This is a genomic window from Pyxidicoccus fallax, assembly GCF_012933655.1.
Classification (GTDB): Bacteria; Myxococcota; Myxococcia; order Myxococcales; family Myxococcaceae; genus Myxococcus; species Myxococcus fallax.
On sequence record NZ_JABBJJ010000345.1, the window covers coordinates 1 to 12,948 of the forward strand.

Sequence of the window (12,948 nt, forward strand, 5' to 3'; positions counted from 1 at the left end):
GTGGGGGCCGGAGCGGCGCGCGGCCGGCGGCGGCACCGGCGGCGCGGTGGGCACCCGGGGGCGCTCGTCGCGCGGGCGGCCCCGGATGGGCACGGTGTGCTCCGCCTCCTCGTCCATGTCGTCCAGCTCCGCCGCCACCTCCGCCGCGAGCCGGTAGCCCTCCGGCGTGGTGTTGATGGCGGTGGCGACGTCCTCGTCACCGTCGTCGTCCGCCGGCCCGCCGGTGGGCAAATCCCTCGGGCGCGCCATCTGCGTGGCGGGCTCGGGCTCGTCCTCGTAGGAGGCCACCGGCAGCGTGTCCGCCGAGGCGCGGCGGGGCATGGGCCGGGAGGTGAGGCCCAGGGGGGCCTGCGGCACGGGTGGCTCGGCGTGGGGCGAGGTGGCCGACAGCGTGGGCGAGGTGTTCTCCAGCAGCGCGGCGGCTGGCCGCGCGGGCTCGGGCACCCTGGAGCCGGGCAGCGGCAGCGTGGCGTCCTTGCGGCCGGCGCCCCGGGCCACGGGGATGTGGAGGATGGTGCGCTCCTCCTCCGCGCCCATCAGCCGGGCGATGTAGTCGGCCACGTCCAGGCTCTGCCGCAGCACGCCCGACTCGAGGAAGGCCTCCAGGTCCGCCCGCACCGCCGCGGCCCGCTGGTAGCGCTGGCTCCGGTCCTTGGTGAGGCAGCGCATGATGATGCGCGACAGCGCCTCCGGGTAGTCGTCGCGGAGCAGGTGCGGCGGCGCCGGGTCCTCGTAGCGGATGGCGTAGAGGATGCCCTCGGTGGTGGGCTTGGCGAAGGGCTGCTTGCCGGTGGTGATTTCGTACAGCATGGTGCCCAGCGCGAAGATGTCCGCGCGGTGGTCCAGCCGCTCCTGCGACACCTGCTCCGGCGCGAGGTAGAGGAACTTGCCCTTGATGACGCCCGGCTTGCTGCGCTCCATGAAGGCGCCGGCCTTGGCGATGCCGAAGTCGACGAGCTTCACCCGCCCGTCGTAGCCAATCATCACGTTCTGCGGGCTGACGTCCCGGTGGATGAGCTCCAGCGGGCGCCCGTCCACGCCCCGGCTGTGGTGCGCGTAGTCCAGTCCCGCCGCCACGTTCGCGCAGATGCGCGCCGCCACGCCGTAGGGCACCTTCGCGCCGTACTTGGCCTCCTCGGCCACCACGCGGCGCAGGTCCACGCCCTCCACGTACTCCATGGCGATGAAGATGCTCTCCTCCCAGACGCCCAGCTCGTGCACCTGCACGATGTTGGGGTGGTGGAGCTGCGCGGCGATGCGCGCCTCGTCCAGGAACATCTGGACGAACTCCGGCTCCTCCGACAGGTACGGGAGGATGCGCTTGAGGACGACCAGCTCCGTGTCAGGCGGACGCTGCGCCAGGAACAGCTCCGCCATGCCTCCCACGGCGAGCCGCTTGATCAGCAGGTAGTTTCCGAACGGAATGGCCGTCTGGGGCGAGCTCACGGAGGAAGGGAGGCTGGCTGGGGTGAAGGGATTGGACTTTTCCGGAGCTTACCCACATTCACCGGGTTGAGGGAGCCAGGGCCCCCTCCCCCTCCGGCGGGTTGCGGACAAGACTGGACAGTCCAGAAAAACAACGCCGCCCCTCCCAGCGTGGCGAGGGGCGGCGGATCATCCGAGCCCGGGCGACAGGGGGCCCGGGGCCGTCATCTTACTGCGCCCCGGGAGCGGTGATCTGGACCGGCTCGAGGTCCTCGCAGCCGTCGGGGTAGAGCGCCGTGGTCCACCGGTTGTCGGTGCCCGGCACCACGCCCGCGTCGTTGAAGCAGCTGAAGGTGCTGGTGCCACCGTCCACGCAGGGGGCATGGGTGAAGGTATCCCACACGCCCTTGATGCCCTGCGGGAAGGTGATGGTGCCCGCGTCGTTGTTGATCTGCACGCGGTAGTCGCACCGGCGCGTGCCGCCGTCCTGCGTGAAGCCGAAGGTGGTGTTGTTGTTCACCAGCACGCCGCCCGTCACCTCGAAGCCGTAGTACACGGTGTCGTTGGGAACCGCCGACAGGCGCTTGAAGGCCTCCGGGTTGGCGTTGGTGATGGTCAGTGAGTCGACGATGTGGACGCGGGCGCCGAGGTGGTCCTGGTTGGGCCGGCCGGTGCCGCCGTCCGCGTTGCCGAAGCCGCTGGCCACGCTGACCTGCACGGGGGCCAGGGGCTCCCCGTCGCGCACCTTGGTGATGGTCATCGGGACGATGGGGCCCGAGCCACGCACGTCGAAGTTGTTCTTGATGACGCGGCGGTAGCCCTCGCGGTCATTGAAGCGGCTCTTGGTCTGCACGAAGCCGCGGATGGTGACGACGTCACCCGCCTTGGGGCTGTAGTCGTTCTGCGGATCATCCCGGAACTTCTGGACGAAGATGCCGTCCTTGGGGTTGGCCGGGTCGGCGACCCAGAAGTCCGCGGTGACGCCGGCCGCATTGCGGGCGTCGATGCGGCTGATGCCGGTGACGACCACGTTCTCCAGGATGACCTCGCGGATCTCCTCCAGGTCCCGGGCCTCGCGCACGGTCAGCGTGACAACGCCGCCGCCGCCGTCCGGCGTCCCGGAGTCGGGGGTGCCCGAGTCGGGCGTGCCGGCGTCGGTGCCCGCGTCGTTGGCGCACGTGCCCACGCACGTCCCGGAGTCGGGGGTGTTGCCATCTTCGTCATCGCGGCCCGAGCAGCCAGCCATTGAAGCCATCGTCGCGGCGGTGATCAGCGCCGCCGCGCCCAGCGTCTTGCGCAGTTGCATTACTCGATTCTCCGTTTCGTCGTGGCGCCGCGCTTCTTGAAGTCCGACGCCTGTCGGCCTGAGGATGGGGCGTTATACCGGCGCCCCGAGGGGGCCGGCAAGGAACCCGGCCGGCCGAAGGTAACACCCTCGTGAACTCGACTGCCCGTGCGGGGGAACCCGCCCCTCAAGCCAGGGTGCGCCATGCCGAGAACGGCGAGAACCCCCAGTTCCAGTCGATGCGTTTGCCGCAGCGTCCTGATGATGCATCCGCTGGCGAGTCATCGGGAAATCCCCCCTCTCCTTCATAGCAGAGCGACGAGCGAGAGCGTTGGCAGGCGGGAGGGACAGAGCCTGCGTCGGGGGCTCCCCATCCAAGAAGCAAGATGGTACGTCCCGACTCTAGACTCTCGTGCCCCCGAGTGCCCTCACGCCCTACATCCTACGAGGATGCCACCGGAGAAGCGACGTGGCGGCGCGGACCGTTCTTCTGCCTGGACCGGAACGGGATTTGCTGAAGGTCACTTCATGAATCTTTCCAAACGCGCGCCTTTGCTCGCTCTTCTCGGGCTTCTCCTGTCCGGATGCATCGACCTGCCCGAGGTCGTTGACCCCATGCCTTTGGATGATGCGGGGGCAGAAACGACACATGATGCGGGAACAGTTCCCGCTCAAGATGGTGGCCTCATCGACGCGGGCCCCGATGAAGAGGTCCATGTCAGTCTTTCGCTCGTGGGGGAACCTACCTACGTGCGGAGTTCGGTTTCTCTCCAGGTCACAATCCAGGGGCAGGCGCCGGACAAGGTGGAACTCCTCGTTGACGACGAACTGCTGGCCACGCTGCTTCCACCCTACAACTACACGTGGGACACGCTGCCCTATCCAGAAGGCCGGCATGTGCTCGTGGCGCGAGCGACGAAGAACGGCCGCAGTGTCTCAAGCAACATGCGCGAGTTGTTCCTGGACCGTACGCCCCCCAGAATCGTTGCACGAGCCCCGAGTCCGGGAGATGTTGCAGCACCGGCCGGACAAGCCATCAGGGTTGAGCTGTCTGAACCCCTGGCCGCCACGACGCTGAACGACGCTTCCGTTCAACTCCGCCTAGATGGTTCTCTCGTTGCAAGAACCGTTGAGTTATCGGTCACTGGCACGGTTCTGACCATCACCCCCACCGCTCCTGGTCCTCTTCCCCACCACTTCGAGCTTGCCCTGAGCAACGCCCTCACGGATGCGGCAGGGAATCCACTGGACACCACGGAAGCATCTTGGAGTTGGCATGTTCCCGCGTGGCTGAGCGTTGGCCCCTCCTCCGGCGTGAGTGCGGCCAACCAGGTTGCCGTGTCTCCGCGCTTACGGCTGGGCTCGAAAACCGACCCATTGCTCGCCTGGCAGACAAAGACAGGAATCGAGGTACGCCGCTGGCGCGGCAATACCTGGGAGGCACTCGGTGGTGTCCTCGGTCACGAAGCCAACGACGTCACCATCTTTGCGTCTCCGCCCACGCTGCAGGTCGACGCCAACGGGACTCCCCATGCCAGCTGGGCTGAGACCGACGACAACTCTGCCGCCTCTGTATTCCTGAAAAGGTGGATTGACGGCGGTTGGCGGGACGTTGCGCAACCCACCTCTGGATGGGGATGGAATGCCCCCGAACTTCAATTGGATTCTGGGCGACTCCCCTGGATGGCTATCGTCACGGTCGAACTCGGACAGGGCACATCCAGCATCCGGCTAAGAAAAGCCAATGGGAGCCAATGGAATGATGTCGGTCCAGCCCTTCGCTCGACAAGCGCGGCCCTGGCCTCAATCCGCAATCTCTCAATGTCCCTTGATGGAGACATGCCAGTGATTGCCTGGACTGAGTTTGACAGAAACGGAAGCGATCCACGCATTGAAATCAATGGGCGCATATACGTCAGTCGCTGGGCAGGGAGCCCTTCAGGATGGCAGTCGTTTGGCGGCGCCATCAGGGCCCATCCCAGCGATACCAACGCAGATGAGGTTGCACTCGCCTTGGATGGCAATGGCAACCCGGTCATTGCATGGTCTGAATCCAACCCGCCAAGCGCTGAGAGCACGGCTGCCAATGTCCACCTCCGGCGATGGCGAAACAGCCAATGGCAAGCCCTGGGCAGCCCTCTTAATGCCACCCTGGGCGATACGCCCGCGACCAGTCCCAGGCTTGTGCTCGATTCAACTGGGAATCCCATCGTCGCGTGGCGCGAGAGCGATGGAACCACCCAGCGATTGCACATTCGCCAGTGGACAGGAACCTCGTGGACGACGCTCGATGGTACTCCTGGTGTACTTCCGATTTCTGAAGATATCGGTGCGTTCCACATGGATCTGGATGCGAGCGGAACCCCGTGGGTGACGTTCGAAGCCGGCCCGATCGGCCAGCGGCCACGCATCCACGTCTACCGCCTCAACCGATAGCGAAACACCGGGCCACACCCACTAAACTGGCGGCATGTCCCCTGCCCTCCCCCCCTTCCTCCGGGGCCTGAAGCCCACGCTGCACATCTCCCACCGGGGCGGCGCGGCGCTGGCGCCGGAGAACACGCTGGACGCCTTCCGCATGGCCGTGGAGCGCTACCGCACGGACATGCTGGAGCTGGACGTGCACCTCACCCGCGACGGCGAGGTGGTGGTGGCCCATGACGACACCCTGGAGCGCTGCACCGACGGCACCGGCCCCCTGGCCGCCCTCACCCTGGCCGAGTTGCGCCGGCTCGACGCGGGGCACCGCTTCAGCCCGGACGGCGGCCGCACCTTCCCCTTCCGGGGCCAGGGCGCCCGCATCCCCACCCTGCGCGAGGTGCTGCGCGCCTTCCCGGGCTTGCGCCTCAACGTGGAGCTCAAGCCGGACGTGCCCGGCATCGAGGACGCCTTCGCCCTGCTGCTGAAGGAGGAGGGCGCCCTGGAGCGCGTGTGCATGGGCAGCGAGCAGGACAGTGTGGGAGAGCGGCTCGCCGCCCGGCTCCCGGACGCCTGCCACTTCTACCCACGCGACGCCCTGGCCGCCTTCGTCATCGCCCTGCGCGGCGGGGACACGCCCCCCGACGACGCGCGCTTCACCGTGCTCGACATGCCCCTGTACTTCGGGGACATCCGCCTGGTGGACCCGGACTTCCTCCGTGCCTGCGCCGAGCGCGGCAAGTGGGTCAACGTGTGGACCGTGGACGACCCGGCCGAGATGTCGCAGCTGCTACAGGAAGGGGTCGGCGGCATCATGACCGACCGGCCAGACCTGCTGCGGCAGCGAATGGACGCCCTCCCGAAGCCGGGTTAAGCCCTGGTTCCATGCCTCGCCCCACCTCGCGCCAGCGCTCGGCAGTGCCACCGGCCGCCCCCGCCAGGGAAGACGCTCCGGACTCCCGCCCCCGCAACACGGTGCGGGTGAAGGTGCCCAAGGCCCGGCGCTTCGTGGCGCTGGCGGGCAACATCGGCGCGGGCAAGACGACGGCGGCCAAGCTCATCAGCCAGAACTTCGGCTACGAGCTGTTCGACGAGCCCGTCATCGACAACCGCTTCCTGCGCGACTACTACGCGGACATGTCGCGCTGGTCCTTCACGCTCCAGCTCGAGTTCCTCATCCGCCGCGTGGAGCACCACGAGCTCATCCACTCGTACAAGCGCAGCTGCGTGCAGGACCGCACGCTGTACGAGGACCCGGAAATCTTCGCCAAGTACCTCCACGGCCTGGGGCACCTGACGAACGCGGAGCTGGACCTGTACTACGAGTACTTCCAGCGCCTGTCGCGCCACATCATCCGCCCGGACCGGGTCATCTGCTTCGAGGTGGGCAGCATCGACGTGCTGCTGCAGCGCATCCGCACCCGCGGCCGCGAGGAGGAGAAGGGCATCCGCCCCCAGTTCCTGCGCGGCCTCAACGGCTACTACGCCAGCTTCCCCCTCGTCCTCCAGGAGAAGTACGGCGTGGACTGCCTCATCATGGACGTGTCCACCCAGGACATCCGGCGGGGCCGGGGACGCGAGGAGTTCCTCGACCGCGTCTCCAGCTTCCTCGCCTGACGCACCGCCCCCCTACTTCGCGCCGGGCGGCGGCGTCACCGACTGCTGCGACACCAGCACCCACACGCTGTCCGTCTTGTCGCTGTACATCATGGTGATGGCCACGTTGCGCCAGCCATGGTCGAACTTGAAGACGAAGCCGAACGTCTCGTAGAGGTTGCGCCGGGCCAGCCCTTCCTGGAAGCGGCCGTAGAACTCGCGCACCTTCGTGCACGGGGCCACCTCGTCGAAGAAGTTCTTCCCGATCTGACGGTCCCGGTTGATGCGGGCCATCTTCGCTTCCGTCTGGTTGAACTTGAGGATGCGGCCGGTCCGGTCCAGCTGAATCATCCCGAACGGCAGCGTGTCCAGGTCCGCCGACTTCAGGTCGTCCACCTGACGAAGCAGCTCATCGGCCGAGCCCAGGGGCAACACGGCCCGCGCGGAAAGAGGAGTGGCGGAAGTCGAGGACACGGGGAACTCCTCCAGGACGTCGGGGTTGCTTCCTGGGTGGAAAGCGATGCCCAGACTGATAGGGACAGGCCCCACGAACGGCAACCGAGTTCTCTCCAGTTTCCCGCGTTAATCCCCGGAGTCATCCAGAGGACGACATCGCGCCTGTACGTATGACTCCCCGTCCTATAACGGAAGGTGTGACATGCCCGACTTGAGCCCGAAGAACGCCAAGGACACGGAGGTGGTGATGACCCAGCTCATCCTCCCTCCGGACGCCAACAACCTGGACGCCGCCTTCGGTGGGAAGGTGATGGAGTGGATCGACATCTGCGGGGCGGTGGCGGCGCAGCGTCACTGCCGGCAGGTGGTCGTCACGGCCTCCATGGACGACCTGCACTTCCACGCGCCCATCAAGGTGGGCTGGGTGGCGCTGCTGCACGCGCGGGTGCTGGCCGCCTTCCGCACCTCCATGGAGGTGGGGGTGACGGTGCACGCGGAGAACCCGCTCACCGGGGAGCGCTTCCTCACCACCAGCGCGCTGCTGACCTTCGTCGCCATCGACAAGGACGGGGGCCGGGTGCCGGTGCCGCCGCTGGCCATGGAGACGGACGCCGAGCGCGAGGCCTTCAACGAGGCCCAGTCCCGCCGCGCCCAGCGCCTGGCGCGCCAGAAGGAGAACCAGAACTGGCTGAAGGTGATGAAGCCCCTGGCCGGGGCCTGAGCACACACGAAGGCCGGGGGAGGCGCCTTTACGCCCGCCCCGGCCCGGGTGCTTTCCGAACGACGGTCGCCGCTCAGGTCGTGAACGACGTGCCGCAGCCGCAGGAGGACTTCGCGTTCGGGTTGTTGAACTTGAAGCCCGCGCCGGTGATGGCGGAGACGTAGTCGATCTCCGTGCCCGACAGGTACTGGACGCTCATCGGGTCGGTGGCGATCTTCACGCCGTCCTGCTCCCAGATGGTGTCACCGGCCTTGGACTCCTTGACCAGGTTCAGGTCGTAGCCCAGGCCGCTGCAGCCGGCCGGCACCACGCGGATGGAGAAGAAGTAGCCCTCGAAGCCCTGGGCCTTGATGACCGCCTTGACCTGGTTGATGGCGGCCTCGGTCAGGCGCACGGCCACGCCCGGGGTGGCCTGGGGAGCCGCCGGCGCGGTGCCGGGGGCGGAAGTCGTCGTCGTGCTGTCCATGTCCATTGCTCTCCTTGACGGGCCTTATAACGCCCGGGCCGGGAAAATCCATGGGCCCGGCCGCCCGGACGCCCGGGGGCGTACATCCGGACGGCCCTACCGGGGGTTACGGGTTATACCCGCCGTCATGGCACCAACGTTCCAACAGCTGCTGGCCGGGGTGAAGCAGGAGATTCGCGAGGTCTCCGCGGACGAGGTGAAGCGCCTCCTGGACGCCCGGGCACCGGTGAAGCTCATCGACGTGCGCGAGGCGGACGAGTACGCGGGCGGGCGCCTGCCCGGTGCCCTGCACATCCCCCGGGGCTACCTGGAGCTGCGCATCGAGGAGCGGGCCGGGCGCGACGAGGAGCTGGTCGTCTACTGCGCGGGCGGCACCCGCTCCGCCCTGGCGGTGAAGACGCTGAAGGAGCTGGGCTACACGCGCGTGGCGTCGCTGGCGGGCGGCTTCAACCGCTGGAGCGACGCGGCCCTCCCCGTGGAGAAGCCCTTCGTCCTCACCGCCGAGCAGAAGGAGCGCTACCGCCGCCACCTCATCCTCCCCGAGGTGGGCGAGGAGGGGCAGGCGAAGCTCCTCCAGTCGAAGGTGCTGCTCATGGGCGCGGGGGGCCTGGGCTCGCCCGCGGCGCTGTACCTCGCCGCCGCCGGGGTGGGCACGCTGGGCATCATCGACTCGGACGTGGTGGACGTCAGCAACCTCCAGCGCCAGGTCATCCACACCCGGAAGTTCCAGGGCCAACCCAAGGTGGAGAGCGCCCGCGCGGCCATCGAAGCCCTCAACCCGGACGTGAAGGTGGTGCCCTTCCAGGAGCGGCTCACCTCGGACAACGTGCTGCGCGTGCTGGAGGGCTTCGACCTGGTGCTGGACGGCGGGGACAACTTCCCCACCCGCTACCTTCTCAACGACGCGTGCGTGCTGCTGGGCCGGCCCAACATCCACGGCTCCATCTTCCGCTTCGAGGGCCAGGTGACGTCCTTCGTCCCCGGCCAGGGCCCCTGCTACCGCTGCCTCTACCCCACCCCGCCGCCGCCGGAGTTCGCCCCCTCGTGCGCGGAGGCCGGCGTGCTGGGCGTGCTGCCCGGCCTCATCGGCCTGCTCCAGGCCAACGAGGCCCTCAAGCTCCTCCTCGGCCGCGGCGAGCCGCTCATCGGCCGGCTGCTCACCTTCGACGCGCTGGGCACCCGCTTCCAGGAGCTGAAGCTGCGCCGCGACGCGAAGTGCCCCGTGTGCGCGCCGGGCGCGAAGGTGGAGCTCATCGACTACGAGCAGTTCTGCGCCTCCGCTCGCGGCGCTTGAAGCCCCCACGAGGAACGCCACGGCCATGCCGATTCCCGAAATCTCCCCCGCCCGCCTCGCCGAGCTGCTCGCCGGCCCCGCCGAGTCCCGCCCCGCGCTGCTCGACGTGCGCTTCCCGGACGAGCACGCCTGGGTGGCGCTGCCGGGCTCGGTGCTCATCCCCCTGCCGGAGCTGGACGAGCGCGCCGACGAGCTGGAGGCCCTGCGCGGCCGGCCCGTCGTCGTCTACTGCCACCACGGCGTGCGCAGCCTGGACGGCGCGGCATATCTGCTGTCGCGCGGACTGGACGCCGTGTCGCTCCGGGGCGGCATCGACCTGTACTCCCTGCAGGTGGACCCCAGCCTGCCGCGCTACTGACGCGCGGCTACTCCACGAAGACGGACAGGTCCTCCTGCCGGTCGGTCACCTTGTCCCGCGTCACCACGACGTCCTTGATGACGATGGGCTCCTTGAGGCCGCCCCCGCTCAGCTCCAGCGTGTGCGTGCCCTCCATCAGCTCAATCTGCGCGCCGGGGTAGCGCCCCACCTCGACGCCCAGGCGGCGGACGACGATGTCCTTGAGCCCCTTGGGCAGCAGCTTGAGGCGCAGCTTGCCGGACTTGAACTCGTAGGGCTTGGTCTTGAGCTCGCCGGGGGTGCCGTAGGCCAGCACCTCCCCGTCCTCCAGGTAGATGCCGCGCTGCACGTTCTCCAGGATGAGGGTGTCCTGGAGGTGGGCACCCTCCCGCTGCGTCAGCGGCGTCTCGCCCAGCACCGTCACCGGCTCGGCGCTGTGGCACTCCGGCCGGTGGCGCACGGAGACGGTGACGGTGGCGTTGGAGTTGATGGTGAGGAAGACGTCCTGCCCGTCCAGCGGCTTCTTCTCGAGCGCGGCGATGATGGGCTTGTAGAAGACGCCCACCACGGCCAGCAGGCCCACGATGAAGCCCACCGTGGCCACGTTGCGGGTGGCCATCTTGCGGCGCGTGCGCTGCGAGTCCGCCGCGAGGGCGCGGTCCAGCGCGTCGTCGTCCTCGCGCACCACCGGCGCGGAGACCGAGGAGCGGCGCGGCGGCGGCTCCGGCATCTCCGCCCGGCTGTCCACGCGGCTGGACGTGCGCCGGCGCGGCGCCTCCACGGAGGACTGCATCCCGGTGCGGCGGCGGGGCGCGGGGGACGGCGGCGGCAACAGCGTGCGCTCGTCGTCGTCCTCCGCATCCTGGGAGGCGCGGGCCTCCACCGCCTGCAGGTTGGCGCGCGAGCGCGACTGCGGCGGGGGCAGCGTGTCGACGTCGTCGTCCTGCGCGGGCGCGCGCGTGCTGGTGCGGCGCGGCGGCGCGGGGGGCGTCTCCGGGGCGGGCGCGCGCGTCAGGTCCGAGCGTGAGCTCGTGCGCGCCACCTGCGTGACGTTGGGGTTGGAGTTGGACGCGCGGCGCGGCGCGGAATCCGAGGACGCGCGGCGGCGCACCGGCGCCTCGTGCGTGCCCGACGGGGCCTCCCACTCGCCGGGGTCCTCGGGCGGTACCGCCGGGGCGGCCACCGACGTGGCGCGGCGCGGGGGCAGCGAGGGGCGCGCGGACGAGGCGCGGGGGCGCTCGCGGTGCGAGGGCTCGCCCGGAGGCGCCTCCCAGTTCATGTCCGCGGCGGCCGAGGGCTTGCTCCGGCCCCGCTCCTGCGGCGGCGGGGGCGGCTGGGGCGTGCCGGAGTTGGCGGAGTCCTCGCCCACGGGAATCACCTGCCCCTGGGCCTTCTCCTCGGCCAGCCGGTCCGCGAAGAGCGTCTCCATCAGCTCGGAAATCTGCACCGAGCCGGCCACCCAGCGCTGCCCGACGAGGATTTCCTCCAGCGCCATCTGGAACTGGCGCGCGTCCCGGTAGCGGTCGTCCGCGTTCTTGGCGATGGCGCGCATCACCACCGGGTCCATGTCCTCCGGCACGTCCGCCACCTGCGACGGCGGGTCGATGGCGCACTCCATGGCGGCCTGCAGCGTGGCCAGCTCCGAGTCGCGCTTCAGCGGCCGGTGCCCGGTGAGCAGCTCGTACAGGACGAGGCCGATGGCGAAGATGTCCGCGCGCCCGTCCAGCGGCTTGCCGGCCGCCTGCTCCGGCGCCATGTACGCGAACTTGCCCTTGATGGCGCCGGACTTCGTCAGGGAGGCCTGATCCGCCGCCTTGGCGATGCCGAAGTCCACCAGCTTCACCGAGCCGTCGAAGCTGATGAGGATGTTCTGCGGCGAGATGTCGCGGTGCACCACGCGCAGCGGCCGGCCCGCGTCGTCCGTGCGGCTGTGGGCGTAGTGCAGGCCCTCGCACGCGGCGGCGACGATGCGGATGGCCAGCGGCCGGGCAATCCACTGCCCCGTGCTGGCCGCCTTGCGCATGACCCGGCCCAGGTCCTCGCCGTGGATGAACTCCATGGCGATGTAGTAGGTGCCGTTGGCCTCGCCGAACTCGTAGACCTGGGCGATGTTCGGGTGGTTGAAGCGCGCGGCAATCAGCGCCTCGTTCCGGAACATCTCCACGAACTCACGGTCCTCCGCCAGGTGCGGAAGGATGCGCTTGACGACGAGGTTCTTCTGGAACCCCTCGATGCCCATCTGGCGCGCAAGCCAGACCTCGGCCATGCCGCCCGTGGCGAGCTTCTTCAGAAGCTGGTATTTCCCGAATGATTGAGGGTTCATCCCGGGACTCTGGCCGCGGGGAGCAGCTCAGGTGGAATGCGTCAGGGCATGGCATCTTAGAGGACACCCGCCGCCGAGGCAAAGGCGGCTCTCACGGAAATCCACCTGGGTCCTGGCCGCCTGCCTGCTGGTGGCCGGCGCCGCCCTCGGCGCGCCCGCGAATGATCAGATCCGCGTGGAGCGCCGGGGGGACCTGCTGGACTTGAGCTGGTCGGACGCCGAGGAGCGCCTCCAGGGGACGGTCCACCCCCTCCACCCGAAGGCCGGGGAGCCGTTCACCCTGTCCCTGCATGTGGGCAACTTCGAGGGCCCCGAGTTCGACGGCCCCATCACCCTCGCCTTCCACCCGGCCGGAGGCCCCGCCCAGGTGACGCGGACGCTGACGCGGCAGGGGGTGAACTGGCACACGGAGTTGATCCCCGACGCACCCGGAGAATGGGAGCTGGAGGTCCGCTACCGGAACACGCGCCTGAAGGTGCTCAACGCGCGCCTCACGGTGGTGGACCCGCCCCTGCCGCGCGGCCTCGCCTGGGGGTTGATCATCCTCGCGGCCGGCACCGCGCTGACGCTCGGCGTGCGCGGCGCCCTGCGGCGGATCCGCGGCCAGGAGCCCCCCGCCCCCACTAC

At 69.2% G+C, this 12,948-nt stretch carries 12 protein-coding genes; 7 read left to right on the forward strand and 5 right to left on the reverse strand.

The window, feature by feature from the left end:
- Both HG543_RS43680 and HG543_RS43685 read right to left on the reverse strand, forming a co-directional pair.
- Positions 1–1,446, reverse strand: a 1,446-nt coding sequence (locus HG543_RS43680) for a protein kinase domain-containing protein (RefSeq protein ID WP_169350879.1), incomplete at its 3' end; no start/stop codon positions are given.
- Positions 1,447–1,654: 208 nt separating this feature from the next.
- Positions 1,655–2,731, reverse strand: coding sequence for a hypothetical protein (locus HG543_RS43685; RefSeq protein WP_169350880.1), 1,077 nt, complete (start codon positions 2,729–2,731; stop codon positions 1,655–1,657).
- A gap of 507 nt (positions 2,732–3,238) precedes the next feature.
- On the opposite strand from HG543_RS43685, the gene HG543_RS43690 reads away from it, so the two are divergent.
- Genes HG543_RS43690 through HG543_RS43700 form a run of 3 tightly spaced genes read left to right on the forward strand, consistent with a single transcriptional unit; the run spans position 3,239 to position 6,745 of the window.
- On the forward strand, positions 3,239–5,146 hold the full coding sequence (locus HG543_RS43690; RefSeq protein WP_169350881.1) for an Ig-like domain-containing protein: 1,908 nt from the start codon (positions 3,239–3,241) through the stop codon (positions 5,144–5,146).
- A gap of 34 nt (positions 5,147–5,180) precedes the next feature.
- Positions 5,181–6,002: a glycerophosphodiester phosphodiesterase family protein gene (locus HG543_RS43695; RefSeq protein ID WP_169350882.1), complete on the forward strand. Its 822-nt coding sequence runs from the start codon at positions 5,181–5,183 to the stop codon at positions 6,000–6,002.
- An 11-nt stretch (positions 6,003–6,013) separates the two neighbouring features.
- Entirely contained in the window at positions 6,014–6,745 is a 732-nt protein-coding gene (locus tag HG543_RS43700) for a deoxynucleoside kinase (RefSeq protein ID WP_169350883.1), read from the forward strand.
- 12 nt (positions 6,746–6,757) lie between these two features.
- Here the strand turns inward: HG543_RS43700 and HG543_RS43705 are convergent, their stop codons facing one another.
- A complete protein-coding gene (locus HG543_RS43705; RefSeq protein ID WP_169350884.1) occupies positions 6,758–7,198 on the reverse strand; it encodes a PAS domain-containing protein in 441 nt (146 codons plus the stop codon).
- A 184-nt stretch (positions 7,199–7,382) separates the two neighbouring features.
- Between HG543_RS43705 and HG543_RS43710 the strand changes: the two genes are divergently transcribed.
- Positions 7,383–7,901: an acyl-CoA thioesterase gene (locus HG543_RS43710; protein WP_169350885.1), complete on the forward strand. Its 519-nt coding sequence runs from the start codon at positions 7,383–7,385 to the stop codon at positions 7,899–7,901.
- Between the two features lie 73 nt (positions 7,902–7,974).
- Here the strand turns inward: HG543_RS43710 and HG543_RS43715 are convergent, their stop codons facing one another.
- A complete protein-coding gene (locus tag HG543_RS43715; protein ID WP_169350886.1) occupies positions 7,975–8,367 on the reverse strand; it encodes a HesB/IscA family protein in 393 nt (130 codons plus the stop codon).
- Positions 8,368–8,494: 127 nt separating this feature from the next.
- Between HG543_RS43715 and moeB the strand changes: the two genes are divergently transcribed.
- Together moeB and HG543_RS43725 are read left to right on the forward strand one after the other, a co-directional pair.
- Entirely contained in the window at positions 8,495–9,661 is a 1,167-nt protein-coding gene (moeB, locus tag HG543_RS43720; RefSeq protein ID WP_169350887.1) for a molybdopterin-synthase adenylyltransferase MoeB, read from the forward strand.
- A gap of 25 nt (positions 9,662–9,686) precedes the next feature.
- Positions 9,687–10,019 carry a rhodanese-like domain-containing protein gene (locus HG543_RS43725; protein ID WP_169350888.1) on the forward strand — a complete coding sequence of 111 codons (333 nt, stop codon included), beginning with the start codon at positions 9,687–9,689 and terminating at the stop codon, positions 10,017–10,019.
- Between the two features lie 7 nt (positions 10,020–10,026).
- Here the strand turns inward: HG543_RS43725 and HG543_RS43730 are convergent, their stop codons facing one another.
- Positions 10,027–12,321, reverse strand: coding sequence for a serine/threonine protein kinase (locus HG543_RS43730; protein ID WP_169350889.1), 2,295 nt, complete (start codon positions 12,319–12,321; stop codon positions 10,027–10,029).
- Positions 12,322–12,451: 130 nt separating this feature from the next.
- On the opposite strand from HG543_RS43730, the gene HG543_RS43735 reads away from it, so the two are divergent.
- A partial coding sequence (locus HG543_RS43735) for a hypothetical protein (RefSeq protein WP_169350890.1) occupies positions 12,452–12,948 on the forward strand: 497 nt, incomplete at its 3' end.

Excerpts from the sequence above, each read along its gene's own strand:
- HG543_RS43695 (WP_169350882.1), top strand. The coding sequence starts at position 5,181 with ATGTCCCCTGCCCTCCCCCCCTTCCTCCGGGGCCTGAAGCCCACGCTG.
- HG543_RS43730 (WP_169350889.1), bottom strand. The coding sequence starts at position 12,321 with ATGAACCCTCAATCATTCGGGAAATACCAGCTTCTGAAGAAGCTCGCC.
- HG543_RS43710 (WP_169350885.1), top strand. The coding sequence starts at position 7,383 with ATGCCCGACTTGAGCCCGAAGAACGCCAAGGACACGGAGGTGGTGATG.
- HG543_RS43685 (WP_169350880.1), bottom strand. The coding sequence starts at position 2,731 with ATGCAACTGCGCAAGACGCTGGGCGCGGCGGCGCTGATCACCGCCGCG.
- HG543_RS43725 (WP_169350888.1), top strand. The coding sequence starts at position 9,687 with ATGCCGATTCCCGAAATCTCCCCCGCCCGCCTCGCCGAGCTGCTCGCC.
- HG543_RS43690 (WP_169350881.1), top strand. The coding sequence starts at position 3,239 with ATGAATCTTTCCAAACGCGCGCCTTTGCTCGCTCTTCTCGGGCTTCTC.
- HG543_RS43715 (WP_169350886.1), bottom strand. The coding sequence starts at position 8,367 with ATGGACAGCACGACGACGACTTCCGCCCCCGGCACCGCGCCGGCGGCT.
- moeB (WP_169350887.1), top strand. The coding sequence starts at position 8,495 with ATGGCACCAACGTTCCAACAGCTGCTGGCCGGGGTGAAGCAGGAGATT.
- HG543_RS43700 (WP_169350883.1), top strand. The coding sequence starts at position 6,014 with ATGCCTCGCCCCACCTCGCGCCAGCGCTCGGCAGTGCCACCGGCCGCC.